The 20,797-nt window shown below is 68.2% G+C and carries 16 protein-coding genes and 7 pseudogenes; 12 read left to right on the top strand and 11 right to left on the bottom strand.

The genetic code is table 11. The annotated features are described in order from the left end of the window. Positions 1-43 precede the first annotated feature (43 nt). Positions 44-589: pseudogene (locus K9S39_RS36465) on the top strand (IS630 family transposase); the annotation flags it as partial. A 60-nt stretch (positions 590-649) separates the two neighbouring features. Here the strand turns inward: K9S39_RS36465 and K9S39_RS36460 are convergent. From K9S39_RS36460 to K9S39_RS43190, 3 genes and pseudogenes are all read right to left on the bottom strand, one after another. Further along, positions 650-1,315 (bottom strand): hypothetical protein, encoded by a 666-nt coding sequence (locus K9S39_RS36460; RefSeq protein ID WP_248867590.1) that lies wholly within the window; start codon positions 1,313-1,315, stop codon positions 650-652. 68 nt (positions 1,316-1,383) lie between these two features. Then, on the bottom strand, positions 1,384-1,527 hold the full coding sequence (locus K9S39_RS36455) for a transposase (protein WP_248867589.1): 144 nt from the start codon (positions 1,525-1,527) through the stop codon (positions 1,384-1,386). Positions 1,528-1,562: 35 nt separating this feature from the next. Then, positions 1,563-1,631: pseudogene (locus tag K9S39_RS43190) on the bottom strand (hypothetical protein); the annotation flags it as partial. Positions 1,632-1,719: 88 nt separating this feature from the next. Between K9S39_RS43190 and K9S39_RS36450 the strand changes: the two are divergent. Beyond that, positions 1,720-2,074, top strand: a pseudogene (locus tag K9S39_RS36450) (cytochrome P450); the annotation flags it as partial. 110 nt (positions 2,075-2,184) lie between these two features. Here the strand turns inward: K9S39_RS36450 and K9S39_RS36445 are convergent. Next, positions 2,185-3,162: a helix-turn-helix domain-containing protein gene (locus tag K9S39_RS36445; protein ID WP_248867588.1), complete on the bottom strand. Its 978-nt coding sequence runs from the start codon at positions 3,160-3,162 to the stop codon at positions 2,185-2,187. A gap of 157 nt (positions 3,163-3,319) precedes the next feature. On the opposite strand from K9S39_RS36445, the gene K9S39_RS36440 reads away from it, so the two are divergent. Then, positions 3,320-3,904: a hypothetical protein gene (locus tag K9S39_RS36440; RefSeq protein ID WP_248867587.1), complete on the top strand. Its 585-nt coding sequence runs from the start codon at positions 3,320-3,322 to the stop codon at positions 3,902-3,904. A gap of 997 nt (positions 3,905-4,901) precedes the next feature. Here the strand turns inward: K9S39_RS36440 and K9S39_RS36435 are convergent. Beyond that, the gene (locus tag K9S39_RS36435) at positions 4,902-5,849 is read right to left on the bottom strand and encodes a recombinase family protein (protein ID WP_248867586.1); all 948 of its coding nucleotides are present in this window, start codon (positions 5,847-5,849) and stop codon (positions 4,902-4,904) included. A 573-nt stretch (positions 5,850-6,422) separates the two neighbouring features. Between K9S39_RS36435 and K9S39_RS36430 the strand changes: the two genes are divergently transcribed. Both K9S39_RS36430 and K9S39_RS36425 read left to right on the top strand, forming a co-directional pair. Next, a complete protein-coding gene (locus K9S39_RS36430; RefSeq protein WP_248867585.1) occupies positions 6,423-6,902 on the top strand; it encodes a hypothetical protein in 480 nt (159 codons plus the stop codon). Between the two features lie 421 nt (positions 6,903-7,323). Further along, positions 7,324-7,458: pseudogene (locus tag K9S39_RS36425) on the top strand (ISAs1 family transposase); the annotation flags it as partial. A 231-nt stretch (positions 7,459-7,689) separates the two neighbouring features. Here K9S39_RS36425 and K9S39_RS36420 read toward each other — a convergent pair. The 3 genes and pseudogenes from K9S39_RS36420 to K9S39_RS36410 all read right to left on the bottom strand — a co-directional run bounded on the left by K9S39_RS36420 (position 7,690) and on the right by K9S39_RS36410 (position 10,421). Then, positions 7,690-8,715, bottom strand: coding sequence for an SCO1860 family LAETG-anchored protein (locus K9S39_RS36420; RefSeq protein WP_248867584.1), 1,026 nt, complete (start codon positions 8,713-8,715; stop codon positions 7,690-7,692). 580 nt (positions 8,716-9,295) lie between these two features. Beyond that, positions 9,296-9,862 (bottom strand): annotated as a pseudogene (locus tag K9S39_RS36415) (transposase); the annotation flags it as partial. A gap of 37 nt (positions 9,863-9,899) precedes the next feature. After that, complete coding sequence (locus tag K9S39_RS36410; protein WP_248867583.1) at positions 9,900-10,421, bottom strand: MarR family winged helix-turn-helix transcriptional regulator; 522 nt, start codon at positions 10,419-10,421, stop codon at positions 9,900-9,902. Between the two features lie 103 nt (positions 10,422-10,524). Between K9S39_RS36410 and K9S39_RS36405 the strand changes: the two genes are divergently transcribed. The 5 genes and pseudogenes from K9S39_RS36405 to K9S39_RS36385 all read left to right on the top strand — a co-directional run bounded on the left by K9S39_RS36405 (position 10,525) and on the right by K9S39_RS36385 (position 14,952). Then, positions 10,525-12,354, top strand: a complete 1,830-nt coding sequence (locus K9S39_RS36405; RefSeq protein WP_248867582.1) for a chloride channel protein — start codon at positions 10,525-10,527, stop codon at positions 12,352-12,354. 2 nt (positions 12,355-12,356) lie between these two features. After that, complete coding sequence (locus K9S39_RS36400) at positions 12,357-12,602, top strand: hypothetical protein (RefSeq protein WP_248867581.1); 246 nt, start codon at positions 12,357-12,359, stop codon at positions 12,600-12,602. Positions 12,603-12,898: 296 nt separating this feature from the next. Next, positions 12,899-13,540: a carbonic anhydrase gene (locus tag K9S39_RS36395; protein ID WP_248867580.1), complete on the top strand. Its 642-nt coding sequence runs from the start codon at positions 12,899-12,901 to the stop codon at positions 13,538-13,540. Positions 13,541-13,572: 32 nt separating this feature from the next. Continuing rightward, positions 13,573-13,790 (top strand): annotated as a pseudogene (locus tag K9S39_RS36390) (site-specific integrase); the annotation flags it as partial. Between the two features lie 184 nt (positions 13,791-13,974). After that, a complete protein-coding gene (locus K9S39_RS36385) occupies positions 13,975-14,952 on the top strand; it encodes an L-threonylcarbamoyladenylate synthase (protein ID WP_248867579.1) in 978 nt (325 codons plus the stop codon). Positions 14,953-15,040: 88 nt separating this feature from the next. Here the strand turns inward: K9S39_RS36385 and K9S39_RS36380 are convergent. Both K9S39_RS36380 and K9S39_RS36375 read right to left on the bottom strand, forming a co-directional pair. Further along, positions 15,041-15,471, bottom strand: a pseudogene (locus tag K9S39_RS36380) (VOC family protein). 76 nt (positions 15,472-15,547) lie between these two features. Continuing rightward, positions 15,548-16,150 (bottom strand): alpha/beta fold hydrolase, encoded by a 603-nt coding sequence (locus tag K9S39_RS36375; RefSeq protein WP_248867578.1) that lies wholly within the window; start codon positions 16,148-16,150, stop codon positions 15,548-15,550. A gap of 152 nt (positions 16,151-16,302) precedes the next feature. On the opposite strand from K9S39_RS36375, the gene K9S39_RS36370 reads away from it, so the two are divergent. Together K9S39_RS36370 and K9S39_RS36365 are read left to right on the top strand one after the other, a co-directional pair. After that, the gene (locus tag K9S39_RS36370; protein WP_248867577.1) at positions 16,303-17,112 is read left to right on the top strand and encodes an ISL3 family transposase; all 810 of its coding nucleotides are present in this window, start codon (positions 16,303-16,305) and stop codon (positions 17,110-17,112) included. Between the two features lie 1,007 nt (positions 17,113-18,119). Beyond that, the gene (locus K9S39_RS36365) at positions 18,120-19,511 is read left to right on the top strand and encodes a reverse transcriptase/maturase family protein (protein ID WP_248867576.1); all 1,392 of its coding nucleotides are present in this window, start codon (positions 18,120-18,122) and stop codon (positions 19,509-19,511) included. Here the strand turns inward: K9S39_RS36365 and K9S39_RS36360 are convergent. Then, a protein-coding gene (locus K9S39_RS36360; protein WP_248861262.1) for an IS3 family transposase occupies positions 19,495-20,747 on the bottom strand; the annotation gives its coding sequence in 2 pieces (ribosomal slippage) (positions 19,495-20,465 and positions 20,465-20,747; 1,254 coding nt in all). The two genes, K9S39_RS36365 and K9S39_RS36360, sit on opposite strands and share 17 nt — an antisense overlap. Positions 20,748-20,797: the final 50 nt, after the last annotated feature.

The raw sequence follows: 20,797 nt of genomic DNA, 5'->3' as shown, positions 1-20,797 counted from the left end.
ACCGACAGCCGAGAGGCCGCACGGCGCCCCGTCCCCGACCCAACAGATCCAGGCCCTGGACCGGTCCCAGCCGGTGCTGCCGATGATGCCCGGCGTCCCCGAACGCCGCAGCCACGACTACGTCCGGGCCGGCACCACCACCCTGTTCGCCGCCCTGGAGGTGGCAACCGGAAAAGTCATCGGATCCCTACACCGCCGGCACCGGGCCGTGGAGTTCGAGAAGTTCCTCGCCACGCTCGACAAGGAGGTTCCGGCCGGTCTCGGCGTGCATCTGATCCTCGACAACTACGCGACCCACAAGACGCCCGCAGTCAGGAAGTGGCTACTGGCGCACCCGCGCTTCCACCTGCACTTCACGCCGACAAGTGCGTCCTGGCTGAACCTGGTCGAGCGGTGGTTCGCCGAACTCACGCAGAAGAAGCTCAAGCGCAGCGTCCACCATTCCGTCCAGGCCCTCGAACGCGACATCCGAGCCTGGCTCGCCGACTGGAACGACCAACCACGGCCGTTCATCTGGACCAAAACCGCCGACGAGATCCTCGACAAAGTCGCCGCCTACTGCCACCGAATCTCTGACTCACGTCACTAGCGCACTTAGCGTTGTCGTGGCTTCCCAACACGCCTGAGTACGCAGCTTGCTGGCTGTACCTTACGGCTGTACGGCCTTCTCGGCGGGGAGAATAGTGAAGCGGTGCTTGTTGGGGGTGGAGACCGTCGGCAGGTCGCTGTTCGGGTGGCTGACGTAGTCGTTCGCCATCACCATGCCTCGGGTCGCGGGCGCGCTCGCGGCGAAGCGCATCCGGAGCTTGAGGGTGTGATTCTCGCCTGGCTTCACCGTGTCAATTCGCGCGGGACAGTTCCGGAACTCGGGGTAGTTCGGGTCGTCGCTGGGAATGGGGTTCGCCTGCGGGCAGACGTGGGCGGAGAAACGGTGGTCGTCGAACTGGAGCACCACGGGGTGCCATTCTCCGCCCGCGAAGTACTCAAGTTCGGCGTCGCCGGGCTTGAGTTGCTCCTGCGTGGAGTGGCTCGTGCGGAACACGAGGTAGGCCCAGAAGTCGCTGATTGGGTAGTCGTTGCCGTTCTCCATCGAAAGCGAGAACTGCGACCAGTCACCACCCGCCGTAAAGGTGCTTGGCATGTCGTGGAAGCGCATCACCACGGGCATCTCCTCGGTCACGGCGGCCGGTGCGGATGCGCCGGTCCGCGGGGTGTTGTTGGCGAGAGTGTCAGCGGCGAGGGCAGGGGCGGCAAGAAAGAGGGAAGGGGCAATCGTGGCGGCGGCCACGACAGCCGCAATCCGGTTGATCTTCATGCGGACATGTTAAGTGAAGAATAGAGGCCGTCCCCAACCCATTTTTCCCGTCGCAGTTTTCGGTGAGCTCACAGGGCTGCGCCGGATGAGGACCTGTTAGCGCGGGTGACCGGTGCCGAGAACACCCGCTCCCACGTGCCGTCGACGGCCCACATCCGCAGCCGGTTGTAGATGCCTCGCCAGTTGCCGTACTTCTCGGGCAGGTGGACCACTGCGATCCGGTCTGGAACTTGAATGCGTTCGCATCGATCACCTCGCGGTGATCCCGCCACCGGGCGCCCCTCTTCGGTGTCGGGTCCGGGAGCAACGGCTCCATCCGCGCCCACTGCGCGTCAGTCAACGGCACACCCAAATCAACGATCAGATGATCTGAACGAAACGGCCTAGGGGGCATGGCGGTGCTCCGTAAGGGGATGGGCATTCCGCGAGTTGCCATGGAGGATGTGGAGCTGAGCGTCACGATCAAGGCCGGTGATATCGTGCATGTCTCGTATCTGATCGACCGCCAACCGGGACGAGCGCGAATTCGAGCGCTCCAACGAACTCGACCTGACCTGGAAGGCGCCGCCTCATATGACGTTCGGCTGGGGCTCGCACCATTGCCTCGGCGCTCCGCTCGCGGCGATGCAACTCCAGGTGGCCCTGGGGAGCGTGCTGTCCCGGTTCCCGGAGTTGCGGCTGGCCGTTCCGGCCGAGGAGGTGCGCTGGAACACGACGTCGATCTGGCGGTATCCGCTGGCGTTGCCGGTGGCGTGGTGAGGGGGATCCTTCCCGGCGGCGGCCGCCGGACTCGCCTCGGCCCCCGGGCGGCCGCTGCTGGTACGCCGTCCCCGCCACCGTGCTGACGGAGTACGGGACGCCGCTGACAGTCAGGTGCCCAGTGCGTGCCGGCGGTAGGCACCCGGCGGACGCCCGTAGGTGTCCTTGAACGCCCGGCTGAACACGGCGGCGTCCGGGAACCCCCAGCGGGCGCCGACGGCGGCCACCGGCAGATGGGCGAGGCCCGGCTCCTCCAGGTCGGCCCGGCAGCGCTCCAGCCGCGAGGACCGCACCAGCGCTGCGACGGAACGGCCCTCCTGGTGGAACAGCTGGTGCAGACGGCGGACCGAGATGCCGTGCGCCTCCGCGATGGTTCCTGGGGTGAGCCAGCCGGATGCCAGGTTGTCCGCTATGAACCCCTCCACCCGCAGCCGGAGGGCCGTGTCCCGCGTCTCCGGGGCGAGCAGCCCGTCCACTCGGGCCAGCCCGCTCAGCAGGACGATCGCGAGGTCCCGGGCCGCCGAGCCGAGCCGGGCCGCGTCGGGTTCCGGCCAGTCGTCACCGGTCTGTCCGGCGAGCTGCTCCAGGTAGCGGCCGAGCAGTGCTCCCGCCCCGGCCCCGGTGGGGATCGGTCGGGCGGTCAGGGCCCGGACGGCCCGGTCGGGCAACGGGGCCTCGTGCCGGGGCAGATGGAGCAGGGCGACCTCCGTGCCGCCCCGGTTCGTGAACGTCCGCGACCGGTAAGGATGCGAGGTGTCGTAGACCACCAGCTCGCCGGGCCGCACGAGCGCCCGCCTCCCGTGCTGTTCGACCCCCACTTCTCCGCTGACGACCAGCATCAGCTGCCACAGCTCCGGATCGCCGCGGCGGATCAGCGACCAGCCACGCTCCGCCCGCAGGGGCGGGAGCGACAGTGCGGAGAACCGCGCCGGGCCCAGCGTCAGCAGCGAGGCGGTCGCGCGGAAGTCCGACGCGTGGGACGTGGTCAGCCAGGCCGGTGTCAGGCCGCGGTCGATCAGGTCGAGCCAGCCGTCGAACCGCTCCCGCTGAGGGAGATCCTGGGTGCGTAATACGAGTCGATTTATCACATGCCTCCCGCCATATGCCCCATGTCGTGCTCATAGTGACAAGAACGGTGCACGCATCGTCAATGACACCGTCGGCCAACCCCAGGAGACTGCCGGACACCGCGGACCCCGCGGTCACCGCACGGCCATCACACGGCAACGACGAGGAGACACGTCCATGAGATCCAGGATTACGGCGCTGCTGACCGCCGGCCTGCTCTTACTGTTCGGGGCACTCATGACTGCCGGACCGGCCTCGGCCGGCCAGGAGGCGACGACTGCCGGGTTCACGGCCCAGGCGCGGGCCGCCGGATTGTCGGCGAGCCAGGCCGACGCACTCCAGGAGAAGGTGAAGAGATACCTGGACACCATGGGCGGCAAGCAGGTGGCGCCCGACCGGATCCAGTTGGACGGCGGCATGGTCTACCTGACCGTACCCGGCGAGAAGAACCCACGTGACCTGGCCGCCGAGGCCGGTGCCGCGCCGTACTACAACCCGTGCGCGGGCGGCGGCGCCGACTACAAGCACATGTGCGCCTACCGCAGCACGAACTTCTCGGGCGACACTGTCGACATGTACACCTGCAAGCGCTACTACTTCAGCACCTGGGGCGGCAGGGGCTCCTGGGACAACAACCAGACCACCGGCACGGTGGCCCGCATGTACAACCCCAGCGGCTCGCTGATCTACCGGACGCCCCCGGCCCACAGCTGGGACGCCAACGGCAGCTGGGACCCGGTCCGCTCCATCGTCAACTGCTGAGATAACCGGAGCGTGACGCGCCGCGCCTGATGCGGAGGGCATGACGCGTCCTGCACGAGGCCGCTCCGGATGCCGGCACCGGGGCGGCCTCATCGCGCGGTCCTGCGCATCACGCACCGCTACTGGTTCTCCCGGACTCATCCGGACCCACCCGGACTCATCGAACTCACACCGCCCTGGCAACGGATGCAGCTCCCGCGTGTGAGCCCGCACCGCATCGTCGATCGGGCCGGACCCCGCGACCAGGCGCTCCGCGATGGCGGACCACGTGTCGCCGATCGTGTGCTCGCCCTCGCGCAGGTCATCCACCTTGAAGCCGTCGTCGAAGCCCGCCCGCGCCCTGTTTCCGGCCCGACGAGGCCGAGCGCGCCCGGCTGCGGCACCTGAACCTGATCGGCAGCGCGGTGCGCGCCCACGGCGCGGCGACGCTCACCCCCGTCGGAATACAGCCGAACAGCCACGTCGTGGCGTGGGGCAACGCGGGGGTGTGGCAGGCGGAGGTCGGTGCGATCGACACCATCACCACATGCGTCGCCATGCCGTCACCGCACTACTCAGCTCCTTTGCTCTTCTGTCGCTCACCGCGTGTGGGGACGACGGCTCCAAGGAAGCCCCACCGAAAACTGAATCCTCGCCGCCAACAACGCCGGCCACCACCGAAGGGCAAAGACGGCGGATCTTCCCAACCTTGTCGGCAAAGGGCTACAGAGCGCCCAGGACGCCGCTCAAGCCGCTGGCTTCTACGCGCTGGCGTCGCATAACTCACTCGGCCGCGGCAGGAACCAGGTACTCGACCGGGAGTGGAAGGTCTGCTTCCAGACACCAGGGCCGGGCAGGCGGGCGACTGACACTGAAATTGGTCTCGGGGTTGTCAAGCTCGATGAGACGTGCCCGGAGAAAGATCAAAGAGAGCCGACCGAAGCAGCCGGGAAGATGCCCGACTTCCAGGGCAAGTCGGTCAAGGTCGCACGGGTTGCCCTCGATCCCTCCACCAGCATCACAGTGACAGATGCTTCCGGTCAGGACCGCAACGTCTTGGTCGAGTCGAACTGGAAGGTATGCAGCCAAAAACCCGCAGCTGGAGCCGAGCTGACGGGGCAGCCAGTGTCTTTGACGGCTGTGAAGTCCGAGGAGTCCTGTCCGTAGCAACAACGCACACGGTCCAGTTCGTGGGGTGCGGCGGGATCATTCGACTCCCCCCCTTCCGGGCCTGCGCCAGCAGCTCCGCCACGACATCGTTCGAGCCGTCTTCGCCCCGGCAGCCCAGATCGGCCAGCACGGCGCTGTTCGTGCCGTCCTTCGCCTGCCGGACGAGGTCGACCAAGACCTGGTTGTCCCCGGTGAGAGCTTGCCGGGTCAGCCGTTCCATCAGCTCCCGGTCGGTGCCGCTGCCGGGGCCGGTGAGGTCCACCCGCGTCGGCCGGCGCGGAGCGCCGATCTCCGGCCCGGCTGGTGCGTCGGCCTCCTCGGCGTCCGCGAGCGCTCGGTAGACGGAGGCGACGGAGGGACGCTGTCCGGCGTTCTTCCCAGTCTTGATCGTCAACTTCTTGGCGATTTCGGGGACGGGTACGCCCTTGTCCTTGAGCGCGCGGGCGAACAGCAGCATGTCGTCGTCGATGACCTTCGGCCGCCCGCCGTGGTTGCCCTTGTTCGCGGCGGCGTGCTGGCCCTCCAGAGTCTTCTCGCGGATGTAGTTGCGGTCGAGCTGGGCGGCGACGGCGAGGACGGCGAAGAACATTGCGCCCATGCCGTTGGGGTCGTAGATGCCGATGAGGGGGCCGGTGAGGAGTTCGAGCTGGACACCGGCGGTCTGGAGCTGGTTGGACAGGATCATCAGCTCTGCGGCGTTGCGGGCGAGGCGCTTGAGCTCGTGGACGGTGAGGATGACCTCCTGATCGGGGGCGGCCCCCTTGATCTCGTACGCCAGCTTCAGCGCCTTCTCCAATTCGGGGTGCCGTTAACGAACAGCGAACCAACCGACATGTAGCTGAACGTGACGGATCTCGGATCGGTCTCACCGAGGGTGTTCGTGCTCGGGGCTTGCTTGAGCCGGATGCGGTTAACGCTGCACGTCCGGTTCTGAGGGGGCCGGAGATCAGCAATGATCTCCGGCTACCCGACCACAACTGCAGGCAGGCCGCGTACCGGGCCCGGCGACGGGCGGAGCGGGTACGCGAAGGCGTCACGGCTGATGGCCCGGGTTGCTCCACCCGGACCTCGCGTCGCCCCGCCGTGTTGGCAGTGGCAGCACGACCGGCACGAGCCGGAACAGCGCCGCCGGCCAGGCCACGAGCAACACGGCCACCAGCGCGGGCACGTTGTCCTCCAAGCCCAGGGACCTTGGGCCTCAGACGGCTGGATCATTGCGGCGCTTGGTCGGCGGCGTTGCCGCCCGGGACCCCTACTGACACTATTCCGGAGCGCGCACGATGCGGCGGCCGGGGCGATGGGCCAGACCCCGGCCGAGCCCCCCACCCGTTGTTCTGCCTGTGGGACGACCAATAGGAGTGCTCACCTCATGGTGCGATCGAAACTGCGGATGCTGCTGCCCGGTACCGTGGGCGCCTTCGCTCTGCTCGGCGCCGCCGTCGCCCCCGCTGCGGCCGCGCCGGACGCCGCAGCGGCCGACGCCTCGTCGGGCGCCGCTGCCGCCGCCTTCTGGTCCTGCACGGTTCCGTCCGGCTATGTGTACACGAACACCCGCTCCACGCTGAACTGCTCCACCAGCGGTTTCAGAACCCAGTACTACGTGCAGCCGCCCACGGACGGCCTGTGGGCGTGTACGACCGCGTCCGGCTTCACCTACACGAACACCCGGTCCACCTTAGATTGCTCGACCGGCAGAGGGTTCCGCACCAAGTACTACCTGAAGACCCCGAAGACCCGCCTGTGGGCCTGTACGGTGCCGTCCGGCTTCACCTACACGAACACCCGGTCCACCTTGGACTGCTCGACCGGCAGAGGGTTCCGCACCAAGTACTACCTGCGCGCACTGTGACCGACGGCTGACGGCGCCGGGGTGCGGCACCGGGCCGGGTGCCCGGCCGCGCCGCACCCCGGCTTCGTAACCGGCTGGAACACAACGGCGGTTCCTGCCCCGGCCCGGACGGCCCGGGCTGCCCCGTCAGGTGAGCGGGGCTGATTCCTGAGCGCACTCCCGCACCACCAGGAGTGGGCCGCTACCAGGGCGCTCTGGAGCCCAGTCGCGGGAGTCGGGCCGTCAGCTGCGCGAGGCGCTCGGGGCTGCGCTGCGGGTGAGGAGCCCACCGGGCCATCCGCAGTCACCGTGCGTTTCCGGCTGTCCGCCAGTGGGGAGTTCAACGGCCGTGTGCGGGGACCGCCAGTGGCGAATCGGGCTGTACGTGGGTAAATGATCTTGGCCGCTGTCGCCCTTTTGAGCTTATCTCGGTGATCCCCCTACACCGGCCGTGCTCGCCGCCGTCCGCGACCTGGTCCGCGGCGCGCTCAAGCTCGCCGGGTACGTCAACACCGCCGCCGGACGCCGAGCCCACACCGAACGCCACCGCGTCCTCGCCCGCTACAGCATCACATGATCAACCGGGCATCCGAGGCAAACGCCGGGGCCCTGGGGTCCTCATCGCCCCTGGGAGGGGTGCCAACATCGGCGTCCGCGGATCCGAAGGTTCCCCCGTGCCTGCGGATCCGCGCACCACCGCGCCCCGTCCTGCTACGGCAGGGCGGGGCGCTTTGTGAGGCCCGGGGAGTCCTGGGGGCGTCCGCAGCGCTATCCGACGGCCCCGGGTGGCTACGAGTGGCTGCCTCGCTCAGCTGCCTTGAGTCGTGCTGCGGCGACGGATCATGTAGATCGCCCCACCGCCGAGGACGAGAGCCGCACCCAGACCGCCGATGACGGCGGTGGTGGGGCTGCCACCGGTCTCGGCAAGGTTCTCGCCGTCGTCACCGGTCTGCGTGCCGGGCTGGTTGCCCGCAGAGTCACCGCCCTCCGCACCGTTCGAAGCCGCGGACCCACCAGGAGACTGGTCGTCGGTCGCGCCGCCCTCGCCCGCACCACCATCGTCGGAGTCGCCATCGCTCCCCGAACCACCGCTGGACGCACCGGAGTTGTGCGGCATCGCGCAGGTGGCCTCGGCGAGCACGATCTCACCGGACGCCTTCGCCACGCCCAGCTTGGCCGGCGTCACGGTGTACTTCAGCCGAAGCGCGGTGGCCGCCCCCGTGCTGTCCGTCGTGGTCGCATCCTCCAGGACAAGGTCGACCATGCCGACGCCGGGCACCTCGACGTGCTGGTCGCCCGGCCCGTTGAGGACCACCGGCTTGCCGAGGACAGCCACGTTGTCGGCCAGTGCGGCCTTGGCGACCGGCTTCTCACCCGCCACACAGGAGGCCGTGGCCTTCAGGACGTCGGCGCTCAGCAGCGGATTGACAGACAGCCCAGGCGCGTAGGCCCGCACTCCGACGAGCTTGGCCTCGCCCACCGACCGCTGCGCGTTCGCCTTGGCACTGGAGTGCGCGACCTTGGCCTCGACCAGCTTCACGGGCCGACCCTTGTTCGCGCCGTTCACCTCCGCAGTGAGCAGAGTCTCCTCAGCATCCCCGGGCGCGCTCACGTCGTTGAGAGACTTCTTAACCGCAACGTCGCCGACGTCCTTCACGGAGACGTTGAGGTCGGCGCGGGCAACGACGGCGGTCGCCTTGCCGGTGGAGCCGGCGTGCTCGTCCGCCGGCGTGGCGTAGGCCGGGCTGGCAGCGAGTGCGCCGCCGACCACGATAGCTGAGGCGCCCAGGAGAGCTGCTGGGCGTACGGGCAGGCCAAATACATTCGTGTGCAACTGAGAAACCCCCACAGAGAGATGGAGCCGCCGACATCACGGAATCGCGGACAGCGCGTTCGCCGACGGCTTCGGCCCGTGAATGATGTCGCACGGATCACCGCAGTGCGACGATCCGACAGGACTTCACTCCCACGCGTGGTTTCAATCGAGTCTCCGAAACTTCTGCCGCGCCAGCTCGTTAATGTGGATTGGCTTCGGCCGGTAGAAGCTGTGATCCGGTGAGCGATGGGCGGGATGCCCGCGGCAGGGCCAGAACCCAAGATGTTCACCGGCCTTCCGGCCCTGTAACACGCCAGTAGTCGGTCACGCAGAAGAGGGTGTGCCGACTGGTCATCGGCAGGGTTGTGGGTCCGAAGGTTCCCCCGTGCCTGCGGATCCGCGATCGGCGCGGGCCGGCGAATCACCCAGCCCCGCCCGCGCCCCCTCCCCCTCCCTGTCTGCTGGCCTTCGGGCCGGCGGGCGGGGGCGCGCCTTCGTCATGCCCGGCTTCTGCCCGGCCTGCCAGGCTCCGCTCCACTGACACTCTTGTACTTCGAGGGCTCGACGCGGGGATCGTGGTGGCCGCCAGGGCGCGGAATGGCGCCCCGGTGCCGAGCGTCTGCTTGATCATGCGGAAGGTGTGTTCCAGGTCGAAGCGGCGCAAGAATGCCTGCCAACGGATGTCGACGTCCGTGCCGGTCAGGCCGGTCTTGGAGGACCACAGCCAGACCGGAACGGGGGTGGCGTCGCCGGGCAGGTGGTCGACTCCGAGCCGGATCAACGTGCCGTTGAGCACGGGGAGTTCGCCCTGGTCGTCGATCCAGGCGGACAGGTGCCGCAGCCGGGGATGGATGTGGTCCCAGGCCATGGTGCGGGCCAGTCCGTAGCGTTCGGTGGCCTGCACGGTGGCCTCGTCCGGCTCGCCCCAGGTCTGCGGCTTGGCCAGGCGGAACTCCGGGCCGTGCTTGGGGATCCTCCCGCCCTGCGGCAGCGCGGTCGTCCGTGTCGCGGGACGACGCATCACGCGGTCCGAGCGCAGCCGCCCCAGGATCTCCACGGGCAGGTCACACCCAGTGGTACGCAGACGCCCGCCGTGGCCGTACAGGTCAGCGGCCGCCGTCTGACGGCCACCGCCCAGCCCCTCGCGCCCGAGGAATCCGGCCATGCGATGGCGCGTTCCGCGCTGCGCCATCCTCGTGCCGTTACCAGCCGGCGCCGGTGTGCGGCTCCCGGGCGAGCGGCTCGCCGCCGGCGTCGCTGAATGCCTGCAGGGCTTTGACGAGGCCGGCGCGCTGGGCGGGGGGCATGGCGTCGACGATGCGGGCGATCTCGGCCCGGCGCCGTTCGGTGGCCTCGTGGACCACGCGGCGCCCGGCGCCGGTGAGGCTGATGAGGGTCTCGCGGCGGTTGGCGGGGCTCGGTTCGCGCTGCAGCATGCCGGCGGCCACCAGGCGGTCGACCATGCGCATGGCCGTGGACGGGATGACGTCCAGGTGCTCGCCGAGGCGGGAGATGTTCATCGGGCCTCGGCTGTCGAGGACGACCAGCATGCGGAACTGGGGCAGCGTCAGGGTGTCCTCGACGGAGGCCAGCGACCGGGCGGAGACCGCCACCAGGAGACGGGATGCGGTGAGGACCGCGGTGACGACCTCGTCGGCGGCGTCGGACGGCGCGTCGTCGTCTGTGGAGTGTGGATGGGCCGCGATGGGTGCGCGCTTGGGCATGTGCACTTTTCTACCTCCTTACGCGCCCCTGTACTGCGGGCCGCTGCCTCAAGGATCGATCATCAGTTGCACACAGCAAAATAGGGTCTTGCATAATGCAAACATGGTGAACCGGTCTCAACCCGCATCCCCAGGGTCCCAACCCAGCTCCCCGACGCCTCCCCTCGCCCCGCTGCGGGCCCGCCGCGGCATACCCGCCGCCCTGCCCGCCCTCCGCGAGGCCAAGGGCGGCCTCCTCGTCCTGGCCCTGGTCGTGGGAGCCGGCGCCGGACTCGGGGCGATCGCCTTCCGCTGGCTGATCGAGACGTTCACCGGCCTGCTGTCCGGCCACGCCGACTACGCCGACGCGGGTCACGCCGCCAACCCGCACGTCCCGTGGCTCGGCCACTGGTTCGTGCTGTTCGCCCCGGTCCTCGCCGGCCTCGCCTACGGGCCACTGGTGCAGCGTTTCGCCCGCGAGGCCCGCGGCCACGGCGTACCGGAGGTCATGTACGCCGTCGCCCGGAAGGGCGGGGTCATCGCGCCCCAGGTCGCCGTCGTGAAATCACTGGCCTCCGCGCTGTGCATCGGCGGCGGCGGCTCGGTCGGCCGCGAGGGCCCGATCGTGCAGATCGGCTCGGCCCTCGGCTCCACGCTGGGCCGCGTCAGCAAGGTCACCGAGGACCGGATGCGCATCCTGGTCGCCGGCGGCGCCGCCGGCGGCATCGCCGCCACCTTCAATGCACCGCTCGCCGGGGTCTTCTTCTCGATGGAGCTGATCCTGCGGGCCTTCACCGCCGAGGCGTTCGGCATGGTCGTCCTCGCCTCGGTCACTTCGTCGGTGATCGGCCGGGCGGCCTTCGGCAACACGCCGTTCCTGCAGCTGCCCCCGTTCACCGTTCACCACCTGAGCGAGTACCTGCTCTTCGCCCTGCTCGGCGTCATCGCGGGCGCGGTCGGCGTCGCTTTCACCCGCATCCTGTACTGGATCGAGGACGCCTGCGATTTCGCCTGGCGCTGGCCCGAGTGGGCCCGCCCCGCGGTCGGCGGACTGCTGCTCGGCGCCCTGCTCCTGGTCCTGCCGCAGATGTACGGCGTCGGCTACCCGGTCCTGGAGAACGCCATCGAGGGCAGATACGTCATCGGCTTCCTCATCCTGCTGCTCGTCGCCAAGATCGTCGCGACCAGCCTGACCATCGGCATCGGCGGCTCCGGCGGGGTCTTCGCGCCCTCGCTGTTCATCGGCACCATGCTGGGCGCCGCGTACGGGGCGGCCGCCCACCACCTCGCCCCTGGCATCACCGGCCCGGTCGGCGCCTACGGGCTGATCGGCATGGGTGCCGTCTTCGCCGGGGCCGCCCGCGCGCCCATCACGGCCGTCATCATCATGTTCGAGCTCACCGGCGAGTACTCGATCATCCTCCCGTTGATGACCGCGATCGTCCTGGCCACCGGAGTCAGCCGGGCCCTGACCGGCGACACCATCTACTCCCTCAAGCTGCGCCGCCGCGGCATCGACCTCGACGAGACCCCGCCCGGCGCGCCGCTGGCCGGCATCACCACCGGCACCGTGATGAATCCCGTTCCCACGCCCCTCACGGCCACCACACCGCTGGACGAGGCCGCCGAGGCCCTCGCCCGAGCCCCGCACGGAGTCCTCCCGGTCCTCGACACCGGCGGCACCTACCTGGGCACCGCCACCGCCCGCAGCGTCGCCGAAACCATGGCCTACGGGACCTGCGACGCCACCACCGTGGCCGCCATCGCCCACCTCCCCAAAACCGTCACCGCGGCCACCCCGCTCCCCGAAACGCTCGACGCCCTCGCCACGGCCGAAGGCACCGGTCTCCCTGTCCTTGACGAGAGCCGCACGCGCCTCCTGGGCTGGGTCACCCACGAGGCTGCCCTGACCGCCCTCCACCATGGCCCCGCCGCCACTCCGCAGCCCGTCTGACCATGACGGCTCCACCGGTGTCCGCCTCGCGCGGCGGACACCGGCAGGTGATCGGCGCTCCGTCGCTCGTCGCTCTCCCGCGCACGGGTCCGGCGCCGACGATACGGAGCAAGGTGGGGTGCAACGCTCCTTCGCCGGCATGCGACCTCGGCATCCAGCCCGAGGCATACGACACGAAGCTCGATGTGGACTTCAACTCGCTGCGCGAGCAGGACCCGGCTGCTGCCGGCTTCGGACAGGTCGCCTGACCCGGCCCAGCTGGTTTCGGCGTCACATGGACGTCACCGTCCCCGGCAGATCCACTCCCGCGGCGTACACCCTTGTCCCGCGGGGCATCGTTGGGTTGTGTGTGACGGCGTCGTGGGACGAAGAGGCTGGCGCATGGCCAGGCGGTGCGGGCGTGCCGTTGTGGGGCGAGCAGCTCCGCAGTGCGCTGAGGAGGCGGGTCGAGGGCGACATCGCCCGGCGTCTGGGTGTGCCGCCAGCGGAGGTGCGGACGGCCGCCGTCCGTGGACCTGGCCTGGGCCGGCCGTAGCCTGCGGCCATGACTGAGATACTGACGCCGACTCCCGATGATGCCTTCGAGATGCTGCTGGACGGCAACCAGCGGTTCGTCACCGGCTTGCTGGAGCACCCCAACCAGGACGCTGCACGCCGCGCCGAGACCGCACCGGCTCAGAGTCCCTTCGCGGTGCTGTTCGGGTGCTCCGATTCCCGGCTGGCCGCCGAGATCATCTTCGACCGGGGACTGGGTGATCTGTTCGTGGTCCGCACGGCCGGGCATGTGGTCGGTTCGGAGGTGCTGGGCAGCATCGAGTATGGGGTGAGCGTGCTGGACTGCCCGCTGGTTGTGGTCTTGGGCCATGACTCGTGCGGGGCCATCGCGGCTGCCTGCGCCGCCGCCGACGGCGGCAGGGCGCCGGCCGGCTTCGTCCGTAACGTCGTCGAGCGGGTGACGCCGAGTGTGCTGGCGGCCCGCGCCGCCGGACGCGGCCAAGCCGAGGAGATTCTCCACGAGCACATCCGGCACACCGTCGACCTGTTGCTGGACCGCTCCCGCGTCCTGGCCGAGCGGGTGGCCGCCGGTCGCCTTGCCGTGGCGGGTCTGTCCTACCGGCTGGCCGACGGCAGTGCGCAGCTGGTCGCCTCTCATGGCCTGAGCAGGGTTGCCGCCTCCGCACGGTGAAAAACCCGCTGTCGGCCGCCCGCCTATCGTAGGGGCAGGCCCGCGCGCTGCTGGACGAGCAGACCGCGGTGCGCGGGCCCGGAACGGGCTGGGACCTGCATGAGTTGCGGCACATTGGCTGACCCATCTCGGAGAGCAGGGCGCCTGGCTGCATAAGAAGGCGGAGAACGTCCGCCGCTACTTCAAGCCGTCGCCGGAGGCGATCGCCGGGGTTGCCAGTCGGCTCGCACCAGGCGATGCGCGGCGGTGAGCGGCCAGCCGGGGTAGGGCCTGCGGGTATTGCGCTGAGCTGGGCTGTCCTGGCGGTGTTCCCGGTGCCGCCGGGACGGCTTTCATGTGGCCTTCGCTCACGCGGTGCCGTCGGCCTTGGTTCGTCGTTATGCGCAGACGAGACCACGGAATGTGGAGAGCGGAACAGTGAGAGGATTGCGAGGGTGAGGGCAAGAACCAGTGACATCGAGAAGGCGGCCGGTGTGCTGCGCGCCGGGGGTCTGGTGGCCTTCCCGACCGAAACCGTTTACGGTCTGGGCGCCGACGCCGAGGACTCCGCCGCGGTCGCGCGCGTCTTCCAGGTCAAGGGGCGCCCGCCCTCCCACCCGCTGATCGTCCACATCGGCGGCGCGGAGCACCTGGGCGACTGGGCCTGGAACGTGCCCACAAGTGCGCGTCTGTTGGCCGAACGTTTCTGGCCGGGGCCACTGACGCTGGTCCTGCGGCGCGGTCGCCGGGTGCCCCTGGAGGCGACCGGTGGCCTGGAGACGGTGGCCGTGCGCGTGCCCGACCACCCCGTCGCACTCGCGCTGCTGGCGGCCTTCGGCGGCGGTGTCGCGGCCCCGTCCGCCAACCGCTTCGGCTCGGTCAGCCCCACAACGGCGCACCACGTCCGTGCGGAGCTCGGTGATGCCGTCGACTTCGTGCTGGACGGCGGACCCTGCGAGGTCGGCGTCGAGTCGACCATCGTCGACGCCACGGGCGACACCTTGAGCGTCCTTCGGCCCGGCGGGGTGACGCGCGAGGATCTGGAAGCAGTGCTGGGGTGCCCGCTTGCGGTCCACTCGACCAGCCGCGTCCGGGTGCCGGGCCAGCACCCGTCCCACTACGCGCCGCGTGCGCGGGTCGTCCTCGTCGAGCCCGAGAAGGTCGTCGCCGAAGCGGAGCTCGCGCAGGATCTAGGGCACCAGGTGGGCGTCTTTCTTCCCCCCTCCTTCGCCGACGCTCCGGTGAAGGCGCACGCCGTGGTGGCGGTCCCCGATTCGATGGCCGCCTACGCGCACGGGCTGTACGGGTTCCTGCGCGAGCTCGACCAGCAGGGGTGCGACCTCATCGTCGCGTCCTTGCCGGTGGAGGAGGGGCTGGGACTCGCGATCGCCAACCGGCTCCGCCGCGCCGCAGGGCCCCGGCCCTCCGAGTAACCACCACCGACGCCGTTCGATGTTCCTGCCCAAGCGCCTACCGGATGCGCGTCACAGTGAGCAGATCTTCGACAGGGGCGGGCAGAGCTCAGTCGGCCGTCGGCTGAGCCCCCGGTATGTACGTGCCGAAGGTCCAGATGTTGCCTTCCCCATCGCGGGCGACATAGGTCGGGGCCCCGTAGGTCTCCTTCAGGGGCACAAGGATTTCGACGCTGGCGCGCTCGGCGCGTTCGAAGTGGGCGGCGACGTCCTCGACGACGATGTACAGGGATGCCGGCCCCGCGTCGGCCAGCGCTTCTCCGACGGCACCCCGGCCACGCTGTCCCTTCGAGGCCAGCATCACCGTGCCGTTGCCGTAGGAGAGTTCGGCCTGCATGACCGTGCCCTTCTTGCTTTCGTACACCGTGCCCGGGTGAAGCCGAACGCCTCGGTGAGCTGCCGGAGATCGGCGCGGGCGTCCCAACACAGCAGGGTGGGGTAGATCGAAGGCGTACCCGTACCTGCGGTCGTGCTCGTCATGATGGTTTTCCCTTCTGATGGCCCGTGAGCTGTGAGGTGTTTCTGCGTCGGCCCGGCCCGTCGCGGCCGGTACCGGTCAGTGGTGGTGTGTGGTGTGGGCGAGGATTGCCTCGGTCACGGGTGTGAGGACCGCGGAGCTGAGCGCGTGTCCCATGCCCGGGACGGTCACCAGCTGGGTGTTGGGGATGAGACCGGCCAGGTAACGGGCGTGCGGCGGAGGGTTGATAGGGTCCTCGGGGCCCTCGATGACCAGGGCTGGTGTGCTGGCCTTGCCCAGTTCGGCCGCGCGGTCAAGCCCCGTCGGGGACAGGCGGGAGTGAGTGACGGGGAATTCGTGGCAGCCGCTGTGGTCGATCGCTCTTTCCTCGATCCGGCGGAACTCCTCCGGATCGAAGGCCAGCACATCCCCGTTGAACAGCCGCCAGTTCTCCACCCGCCAAGCGATCTCCGCCTCCCGGTCGCGTTCCTGGCCCATCTGCTCGAACACGCGGAACACCCGGCGGTCGGGGCCGGGCAGGTCCGGCGTGTCCGGGCCGGGAGCGAAGGTGCCCAGGGCACGGGCGCCCATCAGCGTGGCGCTCCGCAGTCGCTCGGGATGGCCCAACAGCAACAACTGGGCAAGGGTGCTGCCCAGGGACATGCCCACCACGTGAGCACGGTCAAGGTCCAGAGCGTCCAAGACGGAGACGGTGGCTTTATTCACGAGTAGTGGTTCTGGATCAATTCCTGTGAAGCGCACACTCTGCGTGACTGTTGATCTTGGCGATGGCTCTGAGGAGGTCGCCCGAAAACAGCCGTCCAAGAGCATGTTGTGGCTGACAGTTCTGGGCCGTGAACGAGGTCATGCTCCAGCTGGAGGAGCTGTTGTTCCTGTCGGCTCCAGAGGTCGCGGTGGTGTCGGCGGAAGACCATGGCGAGGCGATCCGCATTGGGATCAGATGCCGGTCAGCTGGCGCATTGTGTCCGGACTGTGGAGCCTGGTCGAGCCGGGTGCACGGCTCCTACCTGCGGTTTCCTGCCGACCTTCCGAGCGCGGGGCGGTGGGTGGTGCTGTGTCTGCACGTCCGGCGGTTCGCCTGCACGGATCCCTCATGCGAACGGCGAACGTTCGCCAAGCAGGTCCCGGGGCTGACCCGCCGCTACAGCCGGTGGACCGAACGGCTGCGGTCGGCACTGGCCGAGGTCGGCCTCGCTCTCGCCGGCCGGGCCGGCGCCCGCATCGCGGACGTCTTCGGGATCTCGGTCAGCCGCAGCACGGTGTTGCGGCTGGTCGACGCCCTCCCGGAGCCACAGCCGCGGACTCCGCGGGTAGTCGGCGTCGACGAATACGCCATGCGCAAGGGCCAGGTCTACGGAACCGTGCTGGTCGACGTCGAGACCGGCCGCCCCGTGGACCTGTTGCCTGACCGAGAAGCAGAGACGCTCGCAGCCTGGCTCAGCGAACGACCGGAGATCGAGGTGATCTGCCGCGATCGTGCCCCGTTCTTTGCTGAAGGCGCCAGAACCGGGGCACCGACAGCTCTCCAGGTCGCTGACCGCTTCCAGTGCGCCATGAGGCGCCTGTGCGCCGTGAGGCGCGGTGAATCGAAGGAGGTGCAAGACCTCCTCGCCAGGCTGTCGCAGCAGCCTGGTGGGAGCTGAGCGCAGTCCGACCCGGGAGACGCCGGGAAGGGCGGGAAGCAGCGCTGACAAAGCCGGGACGGCTCGGAACTGCCAGACGGGCCGGGTCCGGCGAGCGAGATCAGAGGGCATACGAGAGGAATCAGTGGTAAAGCTCCGTAAGCGTGGCACCGGCTCAAATCTGGTGGATATGGGCCGGGTTGCAGTGCACAGTCTGCCGATTTGGCAGGATGACTCCGTAGCTGACTTGGCGTGTCGGTGGGGAGGCCACGGCGAAAGCCTGCGGCGTAACCGTGGCGATGCTGCCGGGGCAAAGCTGGATGCCGGACTGATCGATCGATTCACCGTGAACACGGGAACCATCCCGCATCGCTCCCGCGATCCGAAAGCCATTCGGAGCTGTGGGATAGATGCGTCGTCCGTCGAAGGTGCGGGATGGGGCGGAGGCCCCGTAGTAGTCGGAGCGGACGAGAGGTCCGCACATGGCGAAGTTGCGCCGTCTAACTCGGCGTTGGATCACTCTCGCAGAGAGTAGAGGTTCGGAAGGAGAAGCCTCTGGACTACCCGCCTTACCTGGACGCGAAAGCGCGAGGGGACAACAGCATGGCGGGAAAGCGTGGAGCGTTGTGAAGGCGTTTATGGCGCTGCCGCGCAAAGTCCGTGTGATATGGCGAAGACCAAACTGTTTGAAGCCAAGTTCCCAGGGATGGAAATGTGCATCCTCCGACATACAACGCCCGGAGCGGAGTCATCAGCATCAGGCGAATCCCCTTTGCTTCGCCCCAACCCTTCCGGCTGGTGGACGGTGAGCAACGAGCTCACTCAAGGGAACGGACAGGCCGCCTACGTCACGCTCGATACGTCCAATGCAAGAGGAATTCGGGATCACCTAAGGGGCGCGAGCCCTATGGTGACGGAGTGTCAATAGTAGTCGTGGGAGTAACGCCCCACCGAGGAGAGCGGGAGAGCCGCTTACAGGGCCAAGTGGCACAGGTGTCCACGATATCCGGAGAGGCAAGGTACGCGTAATGCAGAGAGCCGAAGCCCTGATGGAGATCATCCACGAACGCGGCAAGAGAGGATTTCCACTGGAGAGACTGTACCGGCACCTGTTCAACCCGGAGTTGTATTTGCGGGCCTACGGCAAGATCTACCGCAACGATGGCTCTATGACACCCGGTTCTAACCAAGAGACCGTGGATGGTATGAGTCTGAAGAAAATTCAGACGATCATCGATGCTTTGCGACATGAGCGGTATCGGTGGACCCCGGTTCGGCGCGTATACATCGAGAAGAAAGGAACACCAGGGAAGCGCCGGCCTCTGGGTCTGCCTTCGTGGTCGGACAAGCTGCTGCAAGAAGTGATCCGCTCTCTGCTGGAGGCGTATTACGAGCCGCAGTTCTCCGATCGGTCCCATGGTTTCAGGCCAGGGAAGGGCTGTCACACAGCACTCGCGGAAGTTTCCGAGTCGTGGGGCGGGGTAACGTGGTTCGTCGAGGGAGACATCTCCCAGTGTTTCGACCGGCTGGATCATGGGGTACTGCGCTCCATCTTAGCCGAAGACATTCACGACAACCGTTTTCTACGGTTGATCGACGGGCTATTCCAGGCTGGATACTTGGAGGAATGGCGCTATCACGAAACACTGAGTGGTGCGCCACAAGGGGGTGTTCTGAGCCCACTGCTCTCCAACATCTACCTGGACCGCTTGGACAAGTACGTCGAGACAACGCTCTTGCCTGTCTTCAACCGGGGCGCCCGACGCAAGCCGTATCTGCCGTACATGCGGATACACAAGGCAGCTTGGAAACTGGAGAAGCGCGGACGGCGGGAGGAAGCACGGCAGTTGCGCCATCAGCTGCAACGACTTCCCTCGCGTGACCCAAACGATTCAGGTTTCCGGCGGCTGCACTACGTCCGCTATGCGGACGATTGGCTGCTCGGATTCTCCGGGACGAGGCAGGAAGCCGAGAACATCAAGGGACTGATCGGGAGATTCCTGCGGAATCATTTGAAGCTGGAACTCTCTGATCGGAAGACCTTGATCACCCATGGGCGGACACGAGCCGCTCGTTTCCTCGGCTACGAGATCGTGGTCCACCACAACGACGCCAAACGCAACCGACACGGCCATAGGTCCATCAACGGACAGATCGGCTTGAAGGTGCCAATGGATGTCGTGCGCGCCAAGCGCAAGCCCTACATGCGACGCGGCAAACCGGCCGCCAAACTGGAACGTGTCCACGACTCGAACTTTCAGATCGTGGCGCGGTACCAGGCGGAGTTCCGGGGAATCGCAGAGTATTACCAGCTGGCCTACAACCGGCACCGCCTCGGCTCGCTGAGGTACGTCATGGAACGGTCTCTGGGCAAGATGAACCGCCCCGGGTTCGGTAGAGAGCTCAGATGGTGGTTGTGACCTGGGGTTTCGTGGTTGCTTGGTAGTGGCTGGCTTCGTATTCGGCGGGCGGGATGTGGCCGAGCTCACCGTGGAGGCGGCTGTGGTTGTACCAGTCGACCCACTCGGCGGTGGCCAGCTCGACCTGCGACAGCGTCTTCCACGGCCGCCGGGGCTTGATCACCTCGGTCTTGAACAGGCCGATCGTGGACTCCATGAGCGCGTTGTCATACGCGTCCCCGACTGAGCCGATCGAGGCTGCGATGCCGGCCGCGTCCAGGTGCTCGGCGAGCGTGAACGATGTGTACTGCGAGCCCGCGTCGGAGTGGTGTATCAGCTCTCCTGCGCCGGGTCGGTGGCCGTCGCGGTCGCGCTGCCACAGTGCCATCTCCAGTGCGTCCAGGACGAGTTGGGTGTGTTTGGTGGTGGCTGCGGCCCAGCCGACGATGCGGCGGGAGAAGGTGTCCACGACGAAGGCGACGTAGACGGTGCCACTCCAGGCGGCCACGTGGGTGAAGTCCGCGACCCAGGTGCGGTTCGGGGCCTTCGCGACGAAGTCGCGGTCGAGCAGGTCCGGCGCCCGCGCGGCCGTCGGCTCCGGGATGGTGGTGATGACCTTCTTGCCGCGGACGGCGCCGGCGATGCCCAGCTCGCGCATCAGCCGCTCGACGGTGCAGCGGGCCACCGCGTGGCCCTGGCGGTGCAGTTGCCGCCAGACCTTCCGGGCACCATAGACACGGTAGTTGGCCTCGTAGGCCTCGGTGATCAGCTCCTTTGTCACCTCGTCGCGCACCGCGCGGGCGGAGGGCTTCTCCTGACGCTTCTTCGCCGCGTAGTAGGTGGAGGGGGCGATGCTGACACCGTGCGCGGACAGCACGGTGCAGATCGGCTCGACGCCGCCGAAGCGGTCCCGGTGCTCGTCGACGAACGCTACGAGCGTGTGTGTGGCCGGTCGAGCTCGGCCGCGAAGAAAGTCGACGCGGCCTTGAGGATCTCGTTCGCCCGCTTCAGCTCGGCGATCTCCTTCTTCAGGGCCTTGATCTGTGCGGCCTCCTCGGTGGTCGTCCCTGGCTGCCTGCCCGAGTCGATCTCGTCCTGCTTGACCCATTTGCGCAGCGTCTCGCGTGAGCCGATGCCCAGCTTCTGCATCACCGCGTTCATCGCGGCGGTCTCGGTCGGGTAGTCACCGCGGATCTCCGCGACCATGCGCACCGCACGCTTGCGGAGCTCGGGCGGGTAGGAGGAGGGACGTGCCATGACTCTGATCCTTACATGGAATCGAGCCTCCACATCACCCGGGGCGGTTC

The sequence above is a fragment of the Streptomyces halobius genome (genome assembly GCF_023277745.1).
Taxonomy (GTDB): Bacteria; Actinomycetota; Actinomycetes; order Streptomycetales; family Streptomycetaceae; genus Streptomyces; species Streptomyces halobius.
Note: the sequence above shows the minus strand (reverse complement) of the source record. Positions and strands in the feature narration are given on the sequence as shown.

Coding starts and splice junctions, on each gene's coding strand:
- K9S39_RS36405 (WP_248867582.1), top strand. CDS start 10,525: ATGGTGAACCGGTCTCAACCCGCATCCCCAGGGTCCCAACCCAGCTCC.
- K9S39_RS36440 (WP_248867587.1), top strand. CDS start 3,320: ATGAGATCCAGGATTACGGCGCTGCTGACCGCCGGCCTGCTCTTACTG.
- K9S39_RS36395 (WP_248867580.1), top strand. CDS start 12,899: ATGACTGAGATACTGACGCCGACTCCCGATGATGCCTTCGAGATGCTG.
- K9S39_RS36430 (WP_248867585.1), top strand. CDS start 6,423: ATGGTGCGATCGAAACTGCGGATGCTGCTGCCCGGTACCGTGGGCGCC.
- K9S39_RS36365 (WP_248867576.1), top strand. CDS start 18,120: ATGCAGAGAGCCGAAGCCCTGATGGAGATCATCCACGAACGCGGCAAG.
- K9S39_RS36460 (WP_248867590.1), bottom strand. CDS start 1,315: ATGAAGATCAACCGGATTGCGGCTGTCGTGGCCGCCGCCACGATTGCC.
- K9S39_RS36410 (WP_248867583.1), bottom strand. CDS start 10,421: ATGCCCAAGCGCGCACCCATCGCGGCCCATCCACACTCCACAGACGAC.
- K9S39_RS36400 (WP_248867581.1), top strand. CDS start 12,357: ATGACGGCTCCACCGGTGTCCGCCTCGCGCGGCGGACACCGGCAGGTG.